General features: G+C 32.6%; 23 protein-coding genes and 1 tRNA gene. 19 read left to right on the top strand and 5 right to left on the bottom strand.

Annotated elements, in window-relative coordinates; translation table 11 throughout:
• Nucleotides 1-52 precede the first annotated feature (52 nt).
• From KLA_RS17650 to KLA_RS13500, 4 genes are all read left to right on the top strand, one after another.
• Nucleotides 53-544, top strand: a complete 492-nt coding sequence (locus KLA_RS17650) for a hypothetical protein (protein ID WP_051456112.1) — start codon at nt 53-55, stop codon at nt 542-544.
• 1 nt (nt 545) lies between these two features.
• Complete coding sequence (locus KLA_RS13515) at nt 546-1,130, top strand: DUF1287 domain-containing protein (RefSeq protein ID WP_034646395.1); 585 nt, start codon at nt 546-548, stop codon at nt 1,128-1,130.
• A 524-nt stretch (nt 1,131-1,654) separates the two neighbouring features.
• Nucleotides 1,655-2,254, top strand: a complete 600-nt coding sequence (locus KLA_RS13505) for a DUF4272 domain-containing protein (RefSeq protein ID WP_034646393.1) — start codon at nt 1,655-1,657, stop codon at nt 2,252-2,254.
• Nucleotides 2,255-2,391: 137 nt separating this feature from the next.
• Nucleotides 2,392-4,239: a PLP-dependent transferase gene (locus tag KLA_RS13500; RefSeq protein WP_034646392.1), complete on the top strand. Its 1,848-nt coding sequence runs from the start codon at nt 2,392-2,394 to the stop codon at nt 4,237-4,239.
• Between the two features lie 562 nt (nt 4,240-4,801).
• Here KLA_RS13500 and KLA_RS13495 read toward each other — a convergent pair.
• On the bottom strand, nt 4,802-5,836 hold the full coding sequence (locus KLA_RS13495; protein WP_034646391.1) for a flavin-containing monooxygenase: 1,035 nt from the start codon (nt 5,834-5,836) through the stop codon (nt 4,802-4,804).
• A gap of 281 nt (nt 5,837-6,117) precedes the next feature.
• Here KLA_RS13495 and KLA_RS13490 point away from each other — a divergent pair, with 281 nt between their 5' ends.
• From KLA_RS13490 to KLA_RS13480, 3 genes are all read left to right on the top strand, one after another.
• A complete protein-coding gene (locus tag KLA_RS13490; RefSeq protein ID WP_034646390.1) occupies nt 6,118-6,927 on the top strand; it encodes a hypothetical protein in 810 nt (269 codons plus the stop codon).
• Nucleotides 6,928-6,974: 47 nt separating this feature from the next.
• Nucleotides 6,975-7,232 carry a hypothetical protein gene (locus KLA_RS13485; RefSeq protein ID WP_051456111.1) on the top strand — a complete coding sequence of 86 codons (258 nt, stop codon included), beginning with the start codon at nt 6,975-6,977 and terminating at the stop codon, nt 7,230-7,232.
• Nucleotides 7,233-7,588: 356 nt separating this feature from the next.
• The gene (locus KLA_RS13480; RefSeq protein ID WP_034646389.1) at nt 7,589-7,915 is read left to right on the top strand and encodes a hypothetical protein; all 327 of its coding nucleotides are present in this window, start codon (nt 7,589-7,591) and stop codon (nt 7,913-7,915) included.
• A gap of 129 nt (nt 7,916-8,044) precedes the next feature.
• On the opposite strand, the gene KLA_RS13475 is transcribed toward KLA_RS13480, so the two are convergent.
• Entirely contained in the window at nt 8,045-8,437 is a 393-nt protein-coding gene (locus KLA_RS13475; RefSeq protein ID WP_034646388.1) for a hypothetical protein, read from the bottom strand.
• Between the two features lie 203 nt (nt 8,438-8,640).
• Here KLA_RS13475 and KLA_RS13470 point away from each other — a divergent pair, with 203 nt between their 5' ends.
• From KLA_RS13470 to KLA_RS13430, 9 genes are all read left to right on the top strand, one after another.
• The gene (locus tag KLA_RS13470; protein WP_034646387.1) at nt 8,641-9,099 is read left to right on the top strand and encodes a hypothetical protein; all 459 of its coding nucleotides are present in this window, start codon (nt 8,641-8,643) and stop codon (nt 9,097-9,099) included.
• A gap of 17 nt (nt 9,100-9,116) precedes the next feature.
• Nucleotides 9,117-9,311, top strand: coding sequence for a hypothetical protein (locus KLA_RS13465; RefSeq protein ID WP_013622620.1), 195 nt, complete (start codon nt 9,117-9,119; stop codon nt 9,309-9,311).
• Nucleotides 9,312-9,342: 31 nt separating this feature from the next.
• Complete coding sequence (locus KLA_RS13460; RefSeq protein ID WP_034646386.1) at nt 9,343-9,708, top strand: arsenate reductase family protein; 366 nt, start codon at nt 9,343-9,345, stop codon at nt 9,706-9,708.
• Between the two features lie 89 nt (nt 9,709-9,797).
• Nucleotides 9,798-10,643, top strand: a complete 846-nt coding sequence (locus KLA_RS13455; protein ID WP_034646385.1) for a universal stress protein — start codon at nt 9,798-9,800, stop codon at nt 10,641-10,643.
• A gap of 141 nt (nt 10,644-10,784) precedes the next feature.
• On the top strand, nt 10,785-11,636 hold the full coding sequence (locus KLA_RS13450) for a universal stress protein (RefSeq protein WP_034646384.1): 852 nt from the start codon (nt 10,785-10,787) through the stop codon (nt 11,634-11,636).
• A gap of 377 nt (nt 11,637-12,013) precedes the next feature.
• On the top strand, nt 12,014-13,645 hold the full coding sequence (locus KLA_RS13445) for a type I restriction-modification system subunit M (RefSeq protein WP_034646383.1): 1,632 nt from the start codon (nt 12,014-12,016) through the stop codon (nt 13,643-13,645).
• Nucleotides 13,645-15,012 (top strand): restriction endonuclease subunit S, encoded by a 1,368-nt coding sequence (locus KLA_RS13440; protein ID WP_051456110.1) that lies wholly within the window; start codon nt 13,645-13,647, stop codon nt 15,010-15,012. The genes KLA_RS13445 and KLA_RS13440 overlap by 1 nt, the downstream gene beginning before the upstream one ends.
• A 223-nt stretch (nt 15,013-15,235) precedes the next feature.
• Nucleotides 15,236-15,523: a GIY-YIG nuclease family protein gene (locus tag KLA_RS18260; protein WP_034646382.1), complete on the top strand. Its 288-nt coding sequence runs from the start codon at nt 15,236-15,238 to the stop codon at nt 15,521-15,523.
• The gene (locus KLA_RS13430) at nt 15,520-18,390 is read left to right on the top strand and encodes a type I restriction endonuclease subunit R (RefSeq protein ID WP_034646381.1); all 2,871 of its coding nucleotides are present in this window, start codon (nt 15,520-15,522) and stop codon (nt 18,388-18,390) included. The genes KLA_RS18260 and KLA_RS13430 overlap by 4 nt, the downstream gene beginning before the upstream one ends.
• Before the next feature lie 6 nt (nt 18,391-18,396).
• Here the strand turns inward: KLA_RS13430 and KLA_RS13425 are convergent, their stop codons facing one another.
• A complete protein-coding gene (locus KLA_RS13425) occupies nt 18,397-19,449 on the bottom strand; it encodes a polysaccharide lyase family 7 protein (RefSeq protein WP_034646380.1) in 1,053 nt (350 codons plus the stop codon).
• A 120-nt stretch (nt 19,450-19,569) separates the two neighbouring features.
• Between KLA_RS13425 and KLA_RS13420 the strand changes: the two genes are divergently transcribed.
• The 3 genes from KLA_RS13420 (at nt 19,570) to KLA_RS13410 (ending at nt 21,751) form a co-directional block, all read left to right on the top strand.
• Entirely contained in the window at nt 19,570-20,028 is a 459-nt protein-coding gene (locus tag KLA_RS13420; protein ID WP_013622609.1) for an RNA methyltransferase, read from the top strand.
• 154 nt (nt 20,029-20,182) lie between these two features.
• A tRNA-Ser gene (locus KLA_RS13415) sits at nt 20,183-20,267 on the top strand.
• Between the two features lie 239 nt (nt 20,268-20,506).
• Complete coding sequence (locus KLA_RS13410; protein WP_034646379.1) at nt 20,507-21,751, top strand: site-specific integrase; 1,245 nt, start codon at nt 20,507-20,509, stop codon at nt 21,749-21,751.
• Between the two features lie 25 nt (nt 21,752-21,776).
• Here the strand turns inward: KLA_RS13410 and KLA_RS17645 are convergent, their stop codons facing one another.
• The gene (locus KLA_RS17645; protein WP_051456109.1) at nt 21,777-22,427 is read right to left on the bottom strand and encodes a hypothetical protein; all 651 of its coding nucleotides are present in this window, start codon (nt 22,425-22,427) and stop codon (nt 21,777-21,779) included.
• On the bottom strand, nt 22,427-22,843 hold the full coding sequence (locus KLA_RS13400) for a BfmA/BtgA family mobilization protein (protein ID WP_034646378.1): 417 nt from the start codon (nt 22,841-22,843) through the stop codon (nt 22,427-22,429). Before KLA_RS13400 ends, KLA_RS17645 begins: the two co-directional genes overlap by 1 nt.
• Nucleotides 22,844-23,722 lie beyond the last annotated feature (879 nt).

The raw sequence follows: 23,722 nt of genomic DNA, 5'->3' as shown, positions 1-23,722 counted from the left end.
TGTGTATAACTACTGTTTGTCACGGTAGTGAAACAAAATTTAAAAAGATAGTATGAGACTAAAACACACTTTACCCTTTATAGCTCTAATAGGTTTAATTTTTGCTTCTTGTAATAACAAGCAATATGCTTCTAGTTTAGACATAGAAACTACTTCTATAAGTACTAGTGATAGTTATATGAATAATAAAATAATGCTGCTAGAAGATACCATTAAGGGTTTAAAAGAAGAAGTAGACTCTTTAACCACATATAAAAAAGAAACGCTAAGTGGTAAATTAACTTTTGGCGTAGAAGTTGCAACTTTTAAACCCTGTAATAGTGATAAGGTGTATTGGATTAATGATAAAACAAAATCGGGCAGATTAGAGAAACTGTATTATGCCTTGGTTAACGGAAAAGAACCCTATACACCAATAAATGCAAAGGTTGAAATTATAGATAAAGGTAAAGAAAAATATGGTTTTGCAGCTGATTATGACGGTACTTATGAGGTTGTAAATGTGTTAAAAATACATCAAATTGTAGAAGAAAATTGTAAATAATATGTATATAAAAAACCTAGCCTTAGTACTCTTTTTAAGTTGCTACTTTGGCTTTTCACAAGTAAGTAGCAATAAAACTAATTTAGTTAAAGCTGCTTTAGAGTTAACAAAAGATAAGGTTACTTATGATCCTAGTTACTTTTCTATAGATTACCCCAATGGTGATGTGCCAAGTAATAAAGGTGTTTGTACAGATGTTGTTATTCGCGCATATCGCAAAATAGGTGTAGATCTTCAAAAAAATGTGCATTTAGATATGAAAGCTAACTTTAATAAATACCCCAAATTGTGGGGTTTAAAAACAACAGACAGAAACATAGACCATCGTAGAGTGCCCAATTTAATGACGTATTTTAAACGAAAAGGAGAAGAAAAATTAATATCTACAAAGGCTAAGGATTATGTTGCTGGTGACATTGTTTGTTGGAATTTAGGAGGAGCAATTACACATATTGGGATTGTGGTAGATAAAAAATCTAAAGATGGCAAAAGAAATTTAATAGTGCACAATATTGGAGGCGGACAAGTTTTGCAAGATTGCCTATTTTCTTTTAAAATTATTGGTCATTATAGGTATAAAATATAAATTTCACTACCCTGTAAACTGCTACTTTATTTTTACTACAAGTAGGTTATCTTCTAAAAGTAAATATCTTCAACTTTGTTGCGTTATTAACTATGAAATGATCAGAAAAAAATCACTATCACTAAGCTTACAGCGACAACTAATGATAATGATATTTATGACCTATTAAGCTATTAATAGTAGTTACAAATGCTAAAAAAATAATACTGTAAGATGTTTTACATTATAACAACCATACTCACTATAATAATTGTAATAGCGCTTGGTATGTTTAAAAAATACGCTACGCTACATCCAAAAAAATATTTAATTACAGTTTCTGCTATAGGTTTGGTTGTGAGTCTAATTCTGGGCCTTTTAATAGGTACAGCCTATAGTCACGGTATAGACATTTCTTGGTGGGTTTTTAGTGTTTTGTTTTTTATAATGATAATAATTCCGTGCCTTATTTTAGTTGGGTTAGCGCAACTAAAATTAAAAATAAAAAAACACAAAAATCATAAAAAAAAGATATAAGAATAGTAATGAAAGACAATTTTGATAATAAATATACAGATATGGATAACGAAGAGTTAGAAGATGATATGCAAGTAAGAACACCAAAAGCAGTAGCAGAACGTATTTTAGGTTTACTAGCAGTTATTGGTAAAGCCCACCAAGGAGAAGATCCAAATTTTAAAGCTTGGATTGCTACTAATGATATAAAAAACTATTTGTCTTTTAAGGAAACAGAATTTATAAATTCTAATGAACCAGAACAAAATGCTATTATTAATTTTAGTTGGCGTGCAGAAGCTTTAACATCGTTATTTTGGGCAGCAAATTTAATTGAAGAAATGCCAGCCTTAAATGCACAGTTTGATGTGTACAGTATTAAACAACTCGCAGAAATAATAGGCAATCCAAAAGAATTTATAACAACTATTACATTAAGACCAGATGAAGATTTAACAGCTATGGAAACAGAGTTATACAATCAGCATTGGCGCGTAAGAGATGCACAATTATTTGGTAAAGAAATGCCAGAAGAATTAAATCCTAGTGTTGTGTATGAAAGAAGATACGGACTTAGTTGGATAATTGGTTATGGAGATGATTGGGACAGTGTGCCAACAGATACATAAACAGTATTAAAAAAATACCAAGACAGTAAAAAGTACAAGGCGTTAAATCTATTGTAAAATAGAACAATGCGCCTTGTTTCACTTCATAAAAAAATCTAATTAACGTATCTTGCAGGCTTCTTTTAAAGATGAATCTTATGCAAGACAATAAAACACTAAGTTATATAAAAGACGTAGTAGCTAATATGCCAACAGATTGGTTAAATTTAACTACACACCGTCTAGATATTTACAATGAAGAATTGGCTAAAGTTCAGTTTTTAAACGAGCTAGAAGCTTTATATGTAGCAAATAACAGCACTACAGCTGCTTTAAGTGAGCTACACACTGCTTATGACTATATTAGGTTAGGTCATCCTTTATCTTGTGTGTTGGAGTGGGGAATAGCAAAATTACAAGGTTTAGATACACAAAATGTTATAAGTTTTGACTCTAATACTGTTCCTGTTTTATCAATATTACGTAAAAATTTATTTGATAAAAAAGACACTAATATCTACTACAAAGGCAGTTTACCTAGTAATTTTAATGAAGAAGTTATAAAAAGTGTTTACGGATACAACTTCAATCTTAAAAAAATAAGTAGTACAGATGAAATTGAAGCTACTAATGGTAGCACTGTTTTTATTGAAGAGCAGAAAACCATTGGTGCAGTTACATTAAATTCTAACATAGATTTTTACATAAACCTACACGGTAAATTGGGTAGTATTTTAGTTGTAAACACTACAGATAATGCTACAGCATATGTAAAAGACATACAGCACGTACGCAGAAGAGAAACCATTGCAATGACACCTGCAAACTCGCTTTTAGCATTAAATTCACTTACTACAGAAGCGGAGTATACATATAATGAAGAAGACGTAAAGGCAGATAAAGCAAGTGTTTTAGCTTCTATAAAAGATATTACACGTGCAAGTACAAAACCATTGGTTGCCTCTAGCGGATTGTCTATACAATACGCAATTTTAATGGGCTTAATTAATGATGCATTAGAAAATTATAAAGGAAAAGCTATAAAAATTGTTGTGCCACCAAATTGTTACGGCGGTACAAATGACCAGGCTAGGAGAGTAGCAGCTTGTTTATCAAATGTAGCTATTGTAGACTTGCCTGTAGATGGTGATAATGATATGGTACAAAGCATACACACTGTTTTAGATGCTATTGCTACAGAGGATGCAGTGCCATTAATTATTGCAGAAATACCAACAAACCCAAGAGTAGAAGTGCCAGATTTAGTAGCACTAAAAGATGCATTAAGTAAGGAACGTAAAACACCGTCAGGGGCAATGGCTATAGATCCTGTTTTTATTTTAGATCAGACATTTTGTCCAAATGTGCACTTTTTAGGCGAAGATGATATATTGGCTTCGGTTAGAACTATTTCTTTTGCTAGTGGCTCTAAATTTCCTAGTGGAGGAAAATGTACAGCTGGTTACTGTGTTGGTAATAGTAAAGCGGCAGATTTAATGGTTAATATTGAAGCACACTTAACACTTTGTGATAACGAAGCAACAGCCTTACAGTACAGCATATTGGCAGAACAATTGCCAAGTATGAACCAAAGGATTGCAGATGCGTATACAAACACACGAGATTTTGTAAACTTTATACACGCTAACTTACCAGGAGCAAAAATTAACTTTGTATCTCAAGAGTTAGCAGCAGAAGGCTTTACACCATCTGTTTTTTCATTAGATCTACCAACAAAAGGAGACACAGAAGAAGAAAGGGAAACGTATAAACGTGCATTAAACTTAAAGTTAATTAATTTAATGATTACCAAAATACCAAACGAGAGTAAGTTTTGTGTGAGTTACGGACAATTAAAAGGGTGTTATTGGACCATACCAGCTACCTCTACACAAGGAACAACTAAAGAAGGTGATAAAGATTATATTGTACGCGCCTCTTTATCTCCTAATTTAGATTTAGATCTACACAAACAAGTGTTTTTAGAGTTTGTAGCATCAATATAAACCCATTTAAAACGTAATTTATAAATCGTAAATTGAGATTTGTTTTAGGACTTTCTCAGTTTACGATTTCTGTTTTGTACAGATAACACTCTTTTTAGATAGGATTCTAATTTTTAGTCCGACCTACGAAAGTATTGCGTAAAACTAAAGTTGAGATTTCGTGCAAATAATCCGTTTGTTATGAATTCAAACAGCGTTTGAAGAAGTTAGCGATTATTTAGAAATTGAGACGTATAGTTTAGCAATGTGTTCGTGAGTCTAGATTTTTTGGGATAGCTCACAAGATTTTTATTGTTTTAAAGGAGTTCGTGAATCTATATTGTGATTTGCCTAACGGAAATCTCAATCTACGATTTCGTTTTTTTATCAATGAAAAAAATGAACAAGCTTATTAAAAAGGCAAATGTTACTTTGTAATAAATCCTTAAGTATTAGTACTTGAATAAATAATAGTATTAATTAAAGGTAAATTTCACAATGCTTCTAATTAAAAACGAGCAGTTTAATTTTAAGTCCGACCTAAAAAAAGGAACATAAAAGAATTTCTTCAAAACAAAAAACCTTACCTAATAACACTAGCCAAATAACTAGCATCTTTTTGCACACCACCTAAAGTAGCAGAACCACGCGTATACATCCACGGTAAGCCAATAAAGTACAAACCTTTAATATTACTAACACCACGTTTGTTTTTAGGGTAATTATCAGCATCTAGCTCCAAACCTTCAATCCAGTTAAAATTAGGACGGTAACCCGTTGCCCAAATGATATTTTTAATGGTAGATACCTTCTTTTTCTCAAAAAATAGCTTTTCATTTAAAGCATCATTAGTTCTACCAACAGCAATAACATTTTTTCTAGCTAAAATTTCTTTTATATTAGTGCCAATAACAGGTTGTTTAGCAGCATTAATACGCTTACCAAGCCAACTATATTTGGTAAAGCTTAAAAAACCAGTAACTGTAAACCACCACCAAATGGTTTTACCTAAAAATTGTTGTGGAATAGACTTTACAGTGGTATCACCAGAAAAATAAACAGTTCTAGAACCATCTTTAGAGAGTTCATTTAAAATTTGGTAACCAGAGTCTCCTGCGCCAACAACCAAAGCATCTCCGCTTTGTAATTGTTCTGGTGTTTTGTAATAGTTGCTATGCATTTGTAATATGCTACTAGCAAGTTTTGTATGGCAAGGCGGAGTGTATGGTATATGAAAAGGGCCTGTAGCAACAATAACATTTTTAGCGCTAATTTCTCCGTCTTTATGGGTAATAAAAAAACCTTTATTGGTTTTGCGTACAGCAGTAACCAGTGTGTTTAATTGTACAGGAATATCAAATTTTTGCACGTAGGTTTTAAAGTAGTCTGCAACTTCAAATTTAGAGGGGTAGTGGTTTTTAGGAGCGTCAAATTTTAAACCAGGTAAGTTATTATAAGTGGTAGAGGTAAATAGTTTTAAAGAGTCCCACCTGTTTAGCCAAGAAGCCCCAATTTGGTCTTCGCCATCTACAACTAAGAAGTTCTTATTCATTTTTTTTAAATGATACGCCATAGCTAATCCTGCTTGTGCACCACCAATAACCACATAATCTAACATTAAACTGCGTTGTTTTAATTTGTGCAAAAGTAGAAACATTACTTAGACCAACAAGGAAGTAAGCAGTAAAGCTTTAAACAATTGCTTGCGAACCACTAAGGATATTAAAAAATTAAATTACAACAACCTAAAAATTAAAATATGTATAAAAATACTGCGTTAATTAAAAAGTTGCACGAATATAGTTTGTGTACTTACGCTTATAGGTTAGATATTTTAAACAGTAGACATTAAATGTAATTTTAGCTTATAATATTTTTAAAGATTTAAATAGTAAACATATGGGTTGGGATATAAGTTATCATCCAATTAATGAAAAGCAAATAAAGAGCTGGTATTTTGATGTAATGGATAATCAAAATTTAATAAACACACTTGCAGAAGAGCACAGTCTAGATGATTTTTACAAAGAAAAATATATAGATACTATAAAAGTTGCCTTAGAGACCAATAAAGAAGATAGTTTTGATACCACACACGGCTTTTATGTAGCTGTAATACAAGGTTTCTTTAGTAAGTTTTTTTACACTAGAGGTTCAGCTCTATCTTTTATAGAACAACCATTTTTTAAAAAATACTATAAAAAATGGAATCAAATAATAGATCCTGGTAAATACCCCAACAGTATAAGCAATAGTATAAGTACTAATTATAGTTCTGGTGTTTATATACCAGCTAATATGGTTGTTCAGTTGTTACAGGATTATGATACTAATGTGGACGTTAAAAGTGAGCTCGATAATTTATTTTCTTACAATAGAATTACTGTTTTTTTAAAGGCTCTAAATTATGCTAAAGAACACAATTTAGGACTTTTAGAGGCAACTGAAGTAGTAGAGCCTAACCCTATGGATTTAAATAAATCTGTTTGTTATTCTAATTTGTTTAACTGCGATCCAGAAGGTGCATTGCTCTACCAACAAGCAGCAATGGAACAACTTGCACAAATAGAAAAAAAGGAAGGTTTACCAGAAGGTCATATAGCATCTAAGGCAGAGTATAAGGTTACCAATATAGACCCAAATGATACGACTAAGCCAAAAGAAGAAAAAGTAAAAAAGAGTTTTTTTAAACGATTATTTGGTAAGTAACCAATTGTTAGATTAATTAAAAGTTAAATAACCATATAAATAAAATTATGTTAGAAAGATTACTATTAAAGCATTTAACTAAAAAAGGAAAAATAGGGTATTTTGTAGGTGTTGTGGTATTATTTGCCTTGTTGGCAGTTTACCTTTTTGGAATAGCAGATTACAGTATGGACCGTGGGCGTAACCCATTTTTTATAGGTATGATTATTTTAAACCTATCTTGGGCAGGTGTTTCTTATGCTTTATGGAAAAAACCTAAAGAAGAAGAAGGTGCAGCTACAAAAGAAGAAGTGTTAGAGAAATAGAATAACAGTACCTCATTGATATTATAAACCTCAAAACAACCTGTTTTTGAGGTTTTTTTATTCTAGAACTAGTAGTAAGTAGTAGACAGTTTTTCTATATTTATGAGCTAAACAACCACAAAAGCATCAATTATTACAAATGAGTTTATACGCTCTATACCCAAAACTAAAAATAACCAAACAAGATTATCTGGACTACAATACCTATGTTGTTAAGCATACTAGTGACAAGGTTTCAGAAAGCAATATAGCATCTAGGTTAGACACAATAACCAAAATGTACACCAATAAGCACACGCTATTAAGTGACGCATCTATCTTAAAAATTAATAATAAGGTTAAAAAAGAATTGAAATATGAACAGCGAATTTTTTTTATCTTTTGCCTTTGCTGCTATGGTACTGTTATATTTTGGAATTAAATATTTAAAACCAGTTATAGGAGTAAGTGTTTACTATAAAGTTCCTGTAGTTGGTAATAATCCTTGGGAAATTATATTGGTTGTTTTACTATTTTTATGGGCTTGGTGGTACGAGAGAAAAAACTACAAAACAAAGCTGATAACTGGCGTAAAAAACAACATTATTGCCAGTATAGAAGCGCATATTGCTTCACCAGAATACCGTAAGCAAAAACACTTAGCAACTAAAAGCAAAAAAGCAACTAAAAATCGTAAGTGGTAGTTTTTACCAATACAGCAATATAGTAAAGACCTTGCAGCTCTAGCTTTCCAGGTTTTTTAGGTATTTAATGTAATAAGTAAGAAAATCAGTGTTAAATTGTGGTGATTTTTTAATAAAATTGTAAAGGATTTAATTATCGCCTATTTCTGCTTGTGTAATATTTGTAAAAGTTGGTAACCCCTCGGTAATACTACCTGCGCCTTTTTTGTTTATTTTAAAAGTAACGTCTTTGGTAGTTGTAAAAAGTAATACCGAAAAAAATGAAGTTTTTAAGTGCTTTTGTAGTATTGGGAAAGCTTCATCTAAAGTCAATTTTTGCTCTATATCTTCGGTTTCTCTAGATCTGTAACGTAATTTAAGTAAAACCATAAAACCGTCATTAGAATATACAGGACGTACAAAAATGTTTTTCAAATTAGGTTTACCAATGGTTTTAGCCATTGTAAGCTTAGCAAAACGTTCTTCTTCAACACTTTGTTTTACTTGTTCCCAAAATTCAATAAAAACGTCTGTATACTGCATAAAAAGCTCCTATAATTACAAGTTATTTTTAGGCCATAAAAGTACTACATATATTTTTATCTGTAGCGCATCTACCCATATTTATAAGGTGTTAAAACAATACATTTTTGCAAAAACTTATGTAAATTTTTTAGTTCTGGGTATGATAAATATCATACCTAAAACAATTTTATGCTTTTACTTTTACTAGAAAATAATTTAGTATGAGTAATTTTAGAAACAGACCAGCAGACAATTATATTAACGAAGCCAATTGGCAACAACTGTACCTTTTAACAAAGCATTGGAAATCTGATTTGTTGTTTTATAAAGACGATTTACGGTTTTTACACCGACTAATAAAAAAGTACTTGTTGTGGATTTCTAAAAAGGAAAACGTAGACTTGGTAAAAGAAATAGAAATAAGTTTATTAATTGTAGATAAACAATGTACCGGTTTGTTAGAAAAAACCACTAGTCATTTACACCACTTAACAGAGCTTATAGAAAACCCTTTTGCGTACGATTCTCATAAGTTTAGATCAGAACACGCAGCTTTAGAAGACAGTTTGGCACATTTTGTAAAAGACTTTAGAAAAAACCGAAAAGAAATTTTTAGTATAACAGAGTATATTATAGATGGTGAGCAATTGGTAAAGCAATTTACCAACCTAGCAGATTAAATAGTAACACATAAGTTATGGAAAGTGCAGACCATATTTTAAAAGAAATTACAGACCTAACTACAGAGATAGAGACCAATTACCCAGAGCTTTATCGTAATTTAAATGAAAACCCAACTACACTTAAAGAAAGTCATAGTTCGCATTTAAACAAAAAGGCACTGCAAGACTATTTAGAGCGTTTAAAACAACTATTAAAGCACCATACTTAAAAAGTAAGCTGCAATATATAAATACAAAAATATGGGAGAAATAGCTACGTCTTATAGGCAAATTACGTTGTATTATAGTTCAGATTCTGTTAGGGCAAAGCAAACCATAGCGTATGCAAAAACAGAAGGTTTTATAGTGCAAGAAGTAGACATTTTAAAAGAAAAACTTACAGGCACACAAATTATAGAGCTTGCAGATAGGTTGCAGATCTCGGTTGCAGACTTGGTAAACCAGCAGCACCCGGAATACAAGAAAAATTTTGAGCCTCATAACTTTTCTACCAACGATTGGATTAAAATGATACAACACAACCCTACTATAATGAAGCAACCCATTGCGGTAAGAGGTGATATTACCATTTTAATAGAAACACCAACAGACACCCTTAAAATTTAGTGCATTTTTAAATGAATTTGTATGATATAAGTCATTTTATACCTGGTGTTTAGCGGTTATATTAGTGTGTAATTAAAAACCACTATGTAATGAAAAAAATAGTTATTCCCACAGATTTTTCAGAAACCGCTATGAATGCCATAATGTATGCCATACATTTATTTAAACATGATATTAGCGAAATAACAATAATACACGCCTTTGCAGATGAAGTGTATAAAAACACAACCACTTTAGATAGGGAAGGTTTTGAGGAATACAAAAATGCTTATCAACAAAAAATAGAAACAGCATTACAAAAAGAAGTTGCAGAAATACTAGAAGCATCTCCTAATCCAAAACACAAATACAGCTATGTATCTTGCTTTGGTAGCTTGGTAGACGAGGTAAACCAAATTGTAGAACAACAAAATGCAGATTTGGTTGTTATGGGCACTAAAGGCAAAACAAACAACCGTAATATAACCTTTGGCAGCAACACACTACAAGTTATAAAATATGTAGAGTGTCCGGTTTTAGCAGTACCAGCAGGTTACCACAGAGAGTATCCTAAAAACATACTTTTTCCTACGGACTATATGCTGACCTATAAACGCAGAGAGTTAAAGTTGCTAAGTACGTTGGCAAAAAACTATAGTGCAACGGTAAACTTCTTGTATGTGTCAGACTTTAAACCATCATCACACAGGCAACTAGACAATAAAATGTTTTTAGATGCCACATTTAAAGACAATAGCTTTAGTCATTTAAATAGCTCTGGTACAGACATAACAGCAAGTATAAATAATACTATAGCAGCACAAAAAATAGATATGCTAGTAATGGTAAACCGCAGGCACTCCTACCTAGAAAACATACTTTACAGCTCTACTATAGAAGAAATAGGGTTGCAAATTAAAATACCATTTTTAGTACTGCAAAACCTTAGTCGGTAGTAGTTTATAACCAATAATAGCAAAAGTTAAGTTTGTTTTTTTATAGGTTGATGTGTTTTAGTTTTTAAAACAATAAGCACGTTTACAAAGCATTTTTAGTACCACGCATTTAAAATTTTAATCAGTTAAAAACCAGTTGTTATGAAAAAAAAGATACTATTACCCACAGATTTTTCTAAAAACTCTACTAATGCAATACACTATGCCATTCAGCTGTATAAAGAAGAGCAATGTGAGTTTTTTATACTACATTCTTGCTATGTACCAGGTTATGCTAAAAGCAATCTTATAAGCGTAGATAATGTAGACCAAACTCTAACGGCAGCAAAAGAAGCAGCAGAAAAAAAGATTGAAGAATTAAAAAATCAGCCTCCGTTTACTGTTACAAACACCAACCATACATTTAAATATCTTGTAGAAATTGGCGACCTTACAGACAACCTAAAAAACACTATTAAAAACAATACTATTGCATTGGTGGTAATGGGTACAAGAGGAGAAACAGACAGCAAGCATCTAATTTTAGGCAGTAATGCAGTAGTAACTATGGAAAAAGTTAGAGGTTGCCCAGTACTAGCTATTCCGGGGCATATTACATACAAAGCACCATCAGAAATTGTTTTTCCTACCAGTTTTAAAACAACCTATACTAAGGCCGAATTGGCTGTTTTAGTAGAAATTGCAAGCATAACTAAGGCACCAATACGCGTATTGTACATCCAAAAAAACTTAGATTTTAGCTCTAAGCAACTAGAAAACAAAGCACTACTAAACACACTGTTAGAGCCCACTACATATACACACCATAAACTATACAACCAAAACCTGCATAATGGTGTACGTTCTTTTGTGCAGAGTAGAGATAGCGGTATGATAGCCTTTGTAAACAAAAAACACAGTTTTTTTGGCAGTATATTCTCTAACCCAATGGTAAAAGACCTAGGTAACAATACAAATGTGCCCATACTAGCATTGCATAATTTAGAACACTAAAGCAACCCTACATAAATTTAGTTGTAAAAGCCCTTTTTGGGCTTTTTTGTTTTGTAACCTTTTTTTTCTAAGGTTTTATGTATTTAGGTGCCAACCATAAATAAAACAATACCATTTATACAATAATGGGGTGTTATTACGTAAAATAAATTTACATTACTAGGTTAAAACTAAGCAACAGTAGTTTTACAATTACAGTTGTTAGTGTAGTAAATAACAGCAGTTAATTGTGATTTTTTTTAGTAGTATTGTTTTACGGGAATACGGAAAGGCGTAATAAAGTATTATATAAAAATCTAATATTTGATACTGTTTAGTTTTAAAATTTTAGCTGAATTAGATACCTTTAAAAATTAAAACAAATTAAGTTTTACCAAATGCCCGAAGACCAAAAACAACAACAACTAAAACAAACCTTGTGGAATATTGCCAACGATTTACGCGGTAATATGGATGCAGACGATTTTAGAGATTATATATTAGGCTTTATTTTTTACAAATATTTAAGCCGAAAAATGGAACTCTACGCTAATGTTATTTTAAAACCAGACGGTTTAGATTACGAAACCGTAGAAACTCACGAAGAAGCAGAAGCATTATTAGAAGCCATTAAATTTGAAGCTTTAGACAAACTAGGCTATTTCCTTAAACCTAGTGAACTGTTTAGTGAGCTAGCAAAACGCGGAAACTCTGCAGGTAAAAACAACTTTATTCTAGGCGATTTAGCAAACGTGCTAACCAGCATAGAGCAAAGTACTATGGGTAGCGAAAGCGAAGATGATTTTGGCAACCTATTTGAAGACTTAGATTTAACTAGTAGTAAACTAGGTAAGACCGAAGACGCAAAAAACGAACTGATTGTAAAAGTACTTACCCATTTAGAAACTATAGATTTTGACCTAGAAAACTCAGATAGCGATATCCTTGGGGATGCTTACGAGTATTTAATTGGTCAATTTGCTAGTGGAGCAGGTAAAAAAGCAGGCGAGTTTTACACACCACAACAAGTTAGTAAAATACTAGCACAATTAGTAACAACAGGAAAAGAGAAACTAAAAAGCGTGTACGACCCAACCTGTGGTTCTGGCTCTTTACTATTACGTGTAGCCAAAGAAGTAAAGGAGGTAGGCGAGTTTTTTGGACAAGAAAGTAACCCAACCACCTATAACTTGTGCAGAATGAACATGATTATGCACGATGTACACTACAAACGTTTTGATATTTATAACGAAGATACCTTAGTAAACCCAAGCCCAAACCATATAGACAAACGTTTTGAAGCCATAGTTGCCAATCCACCATTTTCGGCAAAATGGAGTGCAAGTCCTTTATTTATGTCTGACGATAGGTTTTCTGCATATGGTAAACTAGCACCAAAAAGTAAAGCAGATTTTGCATTTGTGCAACACATGGTGCACCAATTAGACGATAATGGTACTATGGCTTGTGTATTACCACATGGTGTGTTGTTTAGAGGTGCAGCCGAAGGACACATACGTAAATTTTTAATAGAAGATAAAAACTACCTGGATGCTGTGATAGGTTTGCCTGCCAACATTTTTTATGGAACAAGCATACCAACTTGTATTTTAGTATTGAAGAAAAATAGAACCTGTCATTCAGAGCGTAGCGAAGAATCTCATCCTAAAAGAAACGAATCTATCCTCTTCATAGATGCCAGCCAACATTTTGAGAAAGTAAAAACCCAAAACGTATTACAAGACAAACATATTGATAAAATAGTAGACACCTACAGAGCGTACTGTCATTCAGAGCGCATTCAAAGTGCAACTATTGATAAGTATTCATACGTTGCCACTTTAGCCGAAGTAAAAGAAAACGACTACAACCTAAACATACCACGTTATGTAGATACCTTTGAAGAAGAAGCACCTGTAGATTTAACCACAGTAGCCAAAGACCTAAAAGCTTTAGAACAAGACATAGCAGAAACCGATGCCACTATTGCTGACTTTTGTAAACAGTTAAACATAGACACTCCTTTTTAATGGCAACACAAAACAACAAAGGAAACGTCATTATTTCGCAACCGTCATTGCGAGGAGGAACGACGAAGCAATCTCATGATATCAACGATAACAACAAACAGATTGCTTCGTCCCTCGAAATGACACACGCAAGAGTACCCAAACTACGCTTTAAAGAATTTGAAGGGCAATGGGAAGAGAGGAAATTGGGAGATATTTCAGCTTTCAGTAAAGGAAAAAGTATTTCAAAATCGGATATTGATGAAAATGGGATTTTGGAATGTATTAGATATGGTGAATTATATACAGTTTACGATGAAGTTATTTTCGATATTAAATCTAAGACAAATTTAAATGCTGATGATTTGGTATTAAGTGAAAGTAATGATGTAATTATACCTGCTTCTGGAGAAACTCAAATAGATATTGCTACAGCCTCTTGTGTTTTAAAAGATGGAATAGCACTTGGAGGAGATTTAAATATTATAAAATCGAAAACAAATGGAGTTTTTCTTTCATACTATTTAAACAGTAAAAAGAAAATTGACATAGCAAGATTATCTCAAGGAATATCTGTAGTTCATCTTTATAGTAGTCAATTGAAAACTTTAAACTTGAATTTACCTCAAGATGAAGAACAACAAAAAATAGCCAATTTTTTAACAGCAGTAGATACCAAACTACAGCAACTAACCACAAAAAAGGAAAAACTAGCCTTATACAAAAAAGGCGTAATGCAACAACTGTTTAGCCAACAATTGCGTTTTAAACCAGACGTCATTGCGAACGCAGTGAAGCAATCTCACGAAGCAATCTCACCAAATGAAACGCAATTCCCAGATTGGGAATTTCCGCATGCCAATGTTTTATTTAAAAGTGTTTCAGATAAAAAACATAATTCAGATTTACCAATTCTTGCTATAACACAAGACCAAGGTGCAATTCCTAGAGAATTGATTGATTATAATATGATAGTTTCAGATAAAAGTGTTGCAAGTTATAAGGTGGTACAAGTTGGAGATTTTATAATTAGTTTAAGGTCATTTCAAGGGGGAATAGAATATTCAAACTATAAAGGAATTTGTAGTCCTGCTTATAATATTCTTCGACCTACTTCAGAAAAAGTAAATAAAGAATTTTATAAACGTTATTTAAAAACAGATAAATATATAAGACAATTACAAAGTAAACTTGAAGGAATTAGAGATGGTAAAATGATAAGTTTTAAATATTTTTCAGAAATAAAATTACCATTTCCTTGTTTCGAAGAACAACAAAAAATAGCCAATTATTTAAGTGCTATAGATAAAAAAATAGAAGCCGTACAAACGCAAATAACGCAAACGCAAGCGTTTAAAAAAGGGTTGTTGCAGCAAATGTTTGTTTAAAAATGTCACTACCTCGCGTACGTCATTGCGAGGAGTGAGGTACGAACGACGTGGCAATCTTATGAAAAGAAACGTGAACAACAAACAGATTGCTTCGTTCCTCGCAATGACGGAAACGATAACCAGATTGCTTCACTGCGTTCGCAATGACGAAAAGAGGCACAATGGCGTAAAGAGTAGAATTAATAATTAACAGATTGCCGCGCTGCGCTCGCAATGACCTATGAAACCAGGATACGTTTACATAATAACCAATAAAAACAACACCACATTGTACATTGGTGTAACAGCTAATTTGGTGCAGCGTATTACACAACATAAAGAAAAGCACGATAAAAAGTCTTTTTCTGCACGTTACAATTTAAACAAGTTGGTGTATTATGAAGCGTTTCAAGAAATAGGAGATGCCATAGCAAGAGAAAAACAATTAAAAGCAGGCAGCAGAGCAAAAAAAATAGTATTAATAGAAGGTTTAAACCCAGAGTGGCTAGATTTATTTAAAGAGTTATGAGTAAACAATCTGAAGCACAACTAGAAAACAACCTAATTAAACAATTAGTAGGCTTAGGTTACCAAAACGTATCCATACCAGATGGAGACGCTTTAGTATCTAATTTAAAAACGCAACTAGAAGCCTTTAATAACACCACGTTTTCTAATAAAGAGTTTGATGCCATACTTAACCATTTAGCAAAAGGCAATGTGTTTGAAAAAGCAAAAACCTTGCGTGATAGGTTTAATATTACCAGAGACAATGGAGATAGTTTTTATGTACGCTTTTTTAATAGTGAGGATTATGCAAGTAATTTGTTTCAAGTCACTAACCAAATAACCCAAGAAGGCACTTACAAAAACCGTTATGATGTTACGTTGTTAGTAAACGGTTTACCATTAGTACAAATAGAGTTAAAACGTAGAGGTTTAGAAATTAAGGAAGCTTTTAACCAGATTAATCGTTATCAACGTCATACGTTTTGGTCTAATCATGGCTTGTTTCAATACGTGCAATTGTTTGTTATTAGTAATGGCGTAAATACTAAATATTTAGCTAATAATAAGTTACAGTCAGTAAAGCAAACTTTCTTTTGGGCAGATGTAAACAATAAAAACATTACCAATTTAACAGCCTTTGCTAGTTCGTTTTTAAAACCAAACCATTTGGGTAAAATGATTGCAAAATATATAGTGCACAATCAAACGCACAAAATATTAATGGTGCTTCGCCCATATCAATTTTATGCTACAGAGCAGATTGTAAATCAAGTTGCAACTAGTAATGAGAACGGTTATATTTGGCACACAACTGGTTCTGGTAAAACATTAACGTCTTTTAAGGCAAGTCAGTTACTTATGGATTTGCCTAACGTACACAAAGTGGTTTTTGTGGTAGACCGAAAAGATTTAGACTACCAAACTATGTTAGAGTTTAATAGCTTTAAAAAAGATAGTGTAGATGTTACAGATAATACACAGTCTTTGGTAAAACAACTAACAGACGATTCTAAATTGGTATTAACCACAATACAAAAACTAAACAATGCCATTTCAAAAGCCAATTACGAAAAAAGCTTAACGCACTTACAAGATAAAAAAGTAGTTTTTATTTTTGATGAGTGTCACAGAAGTCAGTTTGGAGAAACGCATAAAAAAATTACCGAATACTTTAAAAGTAGCCAATTATTTGGTTTTACAGGGACACCAATTTTTAAAGACAATGCTTCTAAAAACGATTTAGGAAAACGTACAACTAAAGATTTGTTTGGTAAATGTTTACATAAATACGTGATTACAGATGCTATTAAGGATCAAAATGTTTTACGTTTTGGTATTGAATATGTTGGTAAATACAAACAAAAAGGAAATACTTTAATAGATATTGAAGTGGAAGCCATTGATACAGCTGAAGTTTTTGCAGATGAAAAACGCCTAGAGAAAATTGCTGATTATATGATTGCGTATCACAATCAGAAAACCTTTAGTAAAGAGTATTCGGCTTTGTTTGCAGTGAGTAATATTGAGACGTTAATTAAGTATTATGATATTTTTAAACGTAAAAAAGAGGCAGGCGAACACAATTTACGTATTGCAACAATCTTTACTTACGGAACCAATGAGGATGATGAAGACGCTCAAGATTATATTCCAGGCGATGTATTACCGCAAGCAGCAGAACCACAAACTCAATACAAAACAAGTCATACCAGAGAAAAGCTAGACGAATATATTTCGGATTATAACCAAATGTATAACACTAGTTTTTCAACTAAAGATAGTCAGCAGTTTGAAAACTATTTTAAAGACATAAGTAAGCGTTTAAAAGAACGCGAAAAAACAACCTTCTTAGATAAAGACCGTTTAGATATTGTTATTGTAGTAAATATGATGCTTACAGGTTTTGATGCTAAAAAAGTAAACACATTATACGTAGATAAAAATTTAAAGTATCATGGTTTAATACAGGCATATTCTAGAACCAACAGGATTTTAGGAGAGCAAAAATCGCAAGGAAATATTTTATGCTTTAGAAACCTAAAAAAAGCAACAGATGAAGCAATTACATTGTTTTCAAACAAAGAGGCTATTGAAGACATCATTTTACCACCTTATGAAGCGATTGCAGAAAAATTTGATGACGCACTAAAAAACTTGTTAGACATTGTGCCAACGTTTCAAGAGGTAGATACCTTACCAAGCGAAACAGAAGAGTTGGCTTTTATACAGGCTTTTAGACGTTTATTACGTGCTAAAAACGTTTTAGAATCATACACAGATTTTAATTGGGAAGATTTAGGTATTGATGAGCAAACTTTTGAAGACTTTAAGAGTAAATATTTAGATTTACACGACAAGGTTAAAAATGATAGCCAAAAGCAAAAAACATCTATTCTTGATGATATCGATTTTGAGTTAGAGCTTATTCATAGAGATCAAATAAACGTAGCCTACATTTTACAATTATTAGCAAAATTAAAAGACGCTAAATCTGCAGATGCAAAAGCACAGAAGAAAGCAATTATTGATATGCTTTCTGGAGATGTACAATTACGTAGTAAACGAGAGTTAATAGAAAAGTTTATTGAAGAAAACTTACCACATATTAGTGATGTAGATAGCATACAAGATGAATTTGAACGTTATTGGCACGATGAAAAAGTATTAGCGTTGTCTAAAATATGCGAGGATGAAAAGTTAGACAAAGCTCAGTTTAAAGCATTAATAGAAAGTTATACTTATAACGGTAGAGAACCATTACGAGATGATATTTTTAAATGTTTAGATAATAGACCAAGTATATTACAGGCTCGTTCTATAGGAGAGCGTATTTTAGACAAAATGAAAGAATTTGTACAGATATTTGTTAATGGAATGACAGCATAATGACTTTTATAACTTACTATGCCCACTCTCTAAGCTATAAAAAGTAGCCTGTACATAATCTGTAGCAGTACCGGTATTGTTTTGGTTGTACACGCCAGCTTTAAAATACATATACTGTCCGCCAACATCGTAACCACTGTTGGTCATATCTACAAATTGTTCAATAGCATCTTTGCCGTCTCTGTTAATGGTAACCCACATATTATTGCCTGTAACTTTTACACTGTAGCTAAATTTTTCATCTAGAGCAATACCATCTTTTGGGTTGGCTGCACTTTTAGAACGGCTACCAATAAGGTCATAAAACGTTTCATTGGCAGCATTTTCTTCATGTGCTATATAAATACTCCCTAAAGTGTTATTAGGTAGTTTACGGTAGTAAATACGCAGTGGCTCATCATCATTAGCGTGTATTTGGCCAATAATAACTCTTCCTACTTGGTCATCATCACCAGTTGTGGTAACGTGGTTTACGGCTAATGTAGCGTGTAATTCGCCATCATAACCGCCAGCATTGGTTATATCTTGTTGTGGTGCGCTACCAAAAACCCAATTGTTTTTAGTAACACCTTGTGTGTCTATATTAGTATTGCCAGCGCGTAGCATTTCTCGCAATTCTGTTCTGGTATACTTGGTGTTTTCAGAAGTTTTAAAGCCATCTATAGGACATTTAAATACCATACCACCATCTGCTGCGGTATAAAAGTAATTGTCATTAGTAAACCCATTGTTAAGTTCGTTTTCCTTAACGGTATCGGCTTTGTTATTGTTATCTTCATCTATAGGAATACTAATATTCCAGGTAGCTAAATTAAAATTTGTAGAAGGCGGCATATTGGCGTTTAAATCATTGCTATTTTCATTATTGTTAGTGTTGTTATCTTGGTTAACATCTTGTTCATCAGCCTGTGTGTCTTCTGTAGGGTCTTTTTTCTCCGAGGACGAACCATCACCAGAACTACAAGAAATAACAAAAAATAAAGAACTAAAAATAACGCATAGGCGTGTTGCTATACACCTAAAAATTAGGTGTTTTGTAAAAGAATTGTTTCCGTGCATAAACAATATAATAATATGTTAAAGTGGTAATATACCATAAAAAAGTAATTTGACTATGTAATAGTTGTAGAACTAGCCAAATGGCTGTTTAAAATAGCAAAAGTTTAATATTTTTGCGGTATGAATGATAATTTTGTAAATGAATACTTTGGTATAGGCATACAAAACGGCAAAACACCAGAAAATTTAGGTGTTTTATGGCGTACAGCGCAAAACTTAGGGGCTAGTTTTATTTTTACCATAGGCAACAGGTATGCAAAACAAGCTTGTGATACACACAATGCGGTAAAATCTATACCATATTACCACTACAATACGTTTAATGATTTTAAAAATAACATACCAGTTGGCACTAGAATAGTAGGAGTGGAGCTAGATGATACTGCGGTAGATTTAGAAACCTTTGAGCATCCTAGACGCTGTGTGTACCTGTTAGGAGCAGAGGATCACGGGTTAAGCAAAGAAGCTATAGAGGAGTCGCACTTTTTAGTAAAATTTAAATCTACCTTAAGCTTAAATGTAGCAGTTGCGGGCAGTATTGTTTTATATGATAGGCAACTTGGCAAACCAAGAAGTTAATTTGTAATTTTTTTTAGGGTCTAATTTTTTAAGAAACAAAGAGTTATCTAATACAGCAATAAAAATTACAGAAAAAAGCATAAAATAGTTTTATAGAATAAAAAAAGGTTCTTATATTTGCACCCGCATTAAGGGAATACCTTATGAGACACTTGGAGAAATGGCAGAGTGGTCGAATGCGGCAGTCTTGAAAACTGTTGAGGGTCACACCTCCGGGGGTTCGAATCCCTCTTTCTCCGCTTAGGGATCACCAAATTCCGATAAAAGCCCGTAAACACTATGTTTTCGGGCTTTTTTAATTTTCTTTAATATCATCTAAAACCATATAAAAATAAATGATTAGGTGCGTAATTCGGTGCGTAAATTTTCAATCTAAAATACGCACCGAATAGACTGTTATTCGTTGATATAAAGGTACTTGCGTGTAATTTATGTTTTTAATTTTTGTATCTTTAAGTGGAATAAAAACCACGCACCAATGCAAACTAGATTCTCAGTCCTATTTTATCCTAGAGGAAACGATATTGATAAGAATGGTAACGCTCCTATTTATTTAAGAATTACGGTAGATGGAAAACGTAGCGAACTGAGCATTAAGCGTAAGGTACTTTTGACTAGATGGAATTCTGAAGGTGGAAAAGTCCGTGGTACAACTGCTGATGTAAGGGAACTCAATAGATATATAGACACTATTAAATTTAAGATTTATAAGATACACGATATGCTATCCGAAAATCAAGAGTTAGTTACTGCTGATATTATTAAGAATATCTATCTGGGGAAAGGAAAAAAATATAAAATGCTGTTAGAAATCTTTCAGACTCACAATGATAAGATAGAACGTTTGGTGGGTAAGGAATTTGCCCCAGGAACCATTGAGCGATACAAGACCGCAAAGAAACACGTCTCGGACTACATCAATCTAGAATACAAGACCAAGGATATTCCGGTAAAAGATGTTGACCATAAATTTATTTCAGGATTAGAATATTATTTAAAGACAGAGCGGAAGTGTGCACACAATACAGCTGTTAAATACGTTACTAATTTTAAAAAAATCATTCGTATTGCTTTTGCAAACGATTGGATTCAAAAAGACCCTTTTTTAAATTGGAAAGCTAAGCTCAAAGTTGTAGAGCGCGAATTCTTAACAGAAGAAGAAATTCAAAAGATAGCGGAAAAGGAATTACATACAGAACGTTTAGACCAAGTTAAAGATATCTTTCTCTTTTCTTGTTTTACCGGACTTGCATATGCTGATGTAAAGAAACTTTCGCGTAACGACATTGTAATTGGCATAGATGGAGACAAATGGATTATAATAAAACGTTCTAAAACCGATACGCGAAGCAGTATTCCATTATTACCCACAGCTATTGATATTTTGAATAATTATGACGACCATCCCGATGTTTCGAATAAAGGTAGACTACTTCCGGTATTAAGTAATCAAAAAATGAATGCCTACATTAAGGAAATAGCTATACTATGCAAAATAACAAAGAATCTAACTTTTCATTTGGCGAGACACACTTTTGCCACTACAGTAACATTGTCAAACGGTGTACCTATTGAATCTGTAAGCAAAATGCTTGGTCACAAATCTTTAAGAACTATGCAGCACTACGCCAAAATTTTAGATAGAAAGGTGAGTGACGATATGAAGATACTTAAGGCGAAAATACAAGCTTCTAACCAAGTAGTAGAAAGAAAGATAAAATAGCCTTCTCAAAAGGGTGTCAATGGCCTTAACCACCTTCATTTCTTAGTTTTTCCACATAGCCAGAAATTGGACTCCTCATTTTAGGTGCTTTTAATTCAAAATCGTTTTTAGCAAAAATCCTCGCTATAGTTTGCCAATTATCTGTTTTCCATTTTTTCGATTTAATAAAAGCATGAAATTTTCGTGCTTCTATCTCCGGCCAATTATTTTGTTTGAAAAATGAAATAACTTCACTTTCATTAAAAATTAGGGCAGGCTGTTTATTTAAGTTTTCTTTTGTTTTATGTTTATAATAAGATACTAAATTTTGGCTAGGTTCTGGAACGAAGTTGTCCAAAATTTGGACCTTTAGTGTATTATTGGTTGTACCACTTTTGGGACAAGCTCTGGTCATCTTAATCTTAGAACCTCTTGATGGATGATATGATGGATAGTAGGTAAGGTATCCCCAGGCATCTAAATCTCGCAAATGATTATGATACGTTGTTTTTGATTTAATCTTTGCTCGCTCCATTATGAGCTCCCGATTTATGGTTAAGGTCTGTTTGAAAAACTTTTTGTTCCATAAATAGAAGAAGGCAAGGTATAATGTGATATGACCTTGTTTAATACGTTCATCGTTATTGAATATTTCCAATATCGTATTGAGTTGAATAATGTAGTTTACACTTTTCATTATGCATCATCATTGTTGTTCAAATATTTCTTTTCGCGAAAGTGAATGTCTTTCTCCAGATAAGGGTCATTTTTCTCCACCATTCGTGCTCTCTTTTTTGATCCAGTCTGTTCAAAAAGAGACTGTAAAATTGATACCGTCGGTTTGGTCTGGTTCTTTTCGATGTCTTTCATTATGGCAATCATTCCATTCATTCGTTTCTTGATGAGTAATGAAATTCGCTTTTCTAAGGTTTCTATATTTGGTTCTATTGATTCTACTGGGGAAATATTATTTTCTTGAAAAAATTCAATCATCACTAATACGGTCATTGATTTTGAAAGTGACATTTCTTTACAAAACCCATTGAATTTTTCCGCTACTGAAGCTTTGATGCTTAGGCTCTTAAATTGTTCTTTTTCATATCCTTTTTCCATTTTTCCGTAAAAAATTTATTGTTTTTATTGGGTTGAGGGCGTTTTTCCGTGAAAAACAATACTTCAATTTTTAAAACACAAAACAGTTAATCGCGTAAAGCACTGATTTTACTGGTGTTTCGAAAAAAACTGAATATCGTAACATCGCACCAGCGTGTTACCCTCTTGCTATACAATCCCTCCATTTAATTTCGGGTTTGCAGTACTTTTTATCTAAAGCTAAAAAGCTTTTATGGTTGATTAATAGTACTTTCATTTTTTAAGAAACTACTACTCCTTTTTTATAGTTATCTTATTAATATTGCAAAACATTGACATTTTTGTATTATGATTATGAACATAATACGTCAATATCTAAGCCAATAATATATGTTGTTGATTGGTGTCAATTAGTTGCCACAATGGCATTAATTCACATACTTATTATATCCTGAGCGTTTTCCTTTTCATTTGGCTTACAAAGAATGAATTTGATATAAATTGCTGTCTTTTGACTATTCTGGATAGAGATGAGCAGAATTTTGATATCCACTTACTTCCCATAGCGCCATCGCTGTTACCTTTTCGGTAACCGACACTAAAATTTTGTGCGAATAAGAACTTATAAAAGTGAGTGCGCGAACGGTTATGCAGTTCGTTTCGGACAGAATTTTAAACTTTGTGAAGTGAAAGGTGTAATTGAAATGAATTAGCGGACTCTATTTCAAAGTTGATCAGGTGTTGTTCAGATATAATGAGCGTATTCAGCTTAACAGCTGGTGTAGAAATAATGATTATACTTTGAAATTGTGTCCAAGACTTTTATGAAAGAAGCTCTTTCCCTGAAGTGGAGAGCAACGGAATGAAAGGGAATGTGCTAAGTGGGATTGAAATGATTAT

The organism is Cellulophaga geojensis KL-A (genome assembly GCF_000568425.1).
Classification (GTDB): domain Bacteria; phylum Bacteroidota; class Bacteroidia; order Flavobacteriales; family Flavobacteriaceae; genus Cellulophaga; species Cellulophaga lytica.
Note: the sequence above shows the minus strand (reverse complement) of the source record. Positions and strands in the feature narration are given on the sequence as shown.

Coding starts and splice junctions, on each gene's coding strand:
- KLA_RS13440 (WP_051456110.1), top strand. CDS start 13,645: ATGGCAACACAAAACAACAAAGGAAACGTCATTATTTCGCAACCGTCA.
- KLA_RS13455 (WP_034646385.1), top strand. CDS start 9,798: ATGAAAAAAATAGTTATTCCCACAGATTTTTCAGAAACCGCTATGAAT.
- KLA_RS13425 (WP_034646380.1), bottom strand. CDS start 19,449: ATGCACGGAAACAATTCTTTTACAAAACACCTAATTTTTAGGTGTATA.
- KLA_RS13410 (WP_034646379.1), top strand. CDS start 20,507: ATGCAAACTAGATTCTCAGTCCTATTTTATCCTAGAGGAAACGATATT.
- KLA_RS18260 (WP_034646382.1), top strand. CDS start 15,236: ATGAAACCAGGATACGTTTACATAATAACCAATAAAAACAACACCACA.
- KLA_RS13495 (WP_034646391.1), bottom strand. CDS start 5,836: ATGTTAGATTATGTGGTTATTGGTGGTGCACAAGCAGGATTAGCTATG.
- KLA_RS13490 (WP_034646390.1), top strand. CDS start 6,118: ATGGGTTGGGATATAAGTTATCATCCAATTAATGAAAAGCAAATAAAG.
- KLA_RS13500 (WP_034646392.1), top strand. CDS start 2,392: ATGCAAGACAATAAAACACTAAGTTATATAAAAGACGTAGTAGCTAAT.
- KLA_RS13400 (WP_034646378.1), bottom strand. CDS start 22,843: ATGGAAAAAGGATATGAAAAAGAACAATTTAAGAGCCTAAGCATCAAA.
- KLA_RS17650 (WP_051456112.1), top strand. CDS start 53: ATGAGACTAAAACACACTTTACCCTTTATAGCTCTAATAGGTTTAATT.
- KLA_RS13475 (WP_034646388.1), bottom strand. CDS start 8,437: ATGCAGTATACAGACGTTTTTATTGAATTTTGGGAACAAGTAAAACAA.
- KLA_RS13485 (WP_051456111.1), top strand. CDS start 6,975: ATGTTAGAAAGATTACTATTAAAGCATTTAACTAAAAAAGGAAAAATA.
- KLA_RS13460 (WP_034646386.1), top strand. CDS start 9,343: ATGGGAGAAATAGCTACGTCTTATAGGCAAATTACGTTGTATTATAGT.
- KLA_RS13420 (WP_013622609.1), top strand. CDS start 19,570: ATGAATGATAATTTTGTAAATGAATACTTTGGTATAGGCATACAAAAC.
- KLA_RS13465 (WP_013622620.1), top strand. CDS start 9,117: ATGGAAAGTGCAGACCATATTTTAAAAGAAATTACAGACCTAACTACA.
- KLA_RS17645 (WP_051456109.1), bottom strand. CDS start 22,427: ATGAAAAGTGTAAACTACATTATTCAACTCAATACGATATTGGAAATA.
- KLA_RS13515 (WP_034646395.1), top strand. CDS start 546: ATGTATATAAAAAACCTAGCCTTAGTACTCTTTTTAAGTTGCTACTTT.
- KLA_RS13430 (WP_034646381.1), top strand. CDS start 15,520: ATGAGTAAACAATCTGAAGCACAACTAGAAAACAACCTAATTAAACAA.
- KLA_RS13505 (WP_034646393.1), top strand. CDS start 1,655: ATGAAAGACAATTTTGATAATAAATATACAGATATGGATAACGAAGAG.
- KLA_RS13480 (WP_034646389.1), top strand. CDS start 7,589: ATGAACAGCGAATTTTTTTTATCTTTTGCCTTTGCTGCTATGGTACTG.
- KLA_RS13445 (WP_034646383.1), top strand. CDS start 12,014: ATGCCCGAAGACCAAAAACAACAACAACTAAAACAAACCTTGTGGAAT.
- KLA_RS13450 (WP_034646384.1), top strand. CDS start 10,785: ATGAAAAAAAAGATACTATTACCCACAGATTTTTCTAAAAACTCTACT.
- KLA_RS13470 (WP_034646387.1), top strand. CDS start 8,641: ATGAGTAATTTTAGAAACAGACCAGCAGACAATTATATTAACGAAGCC.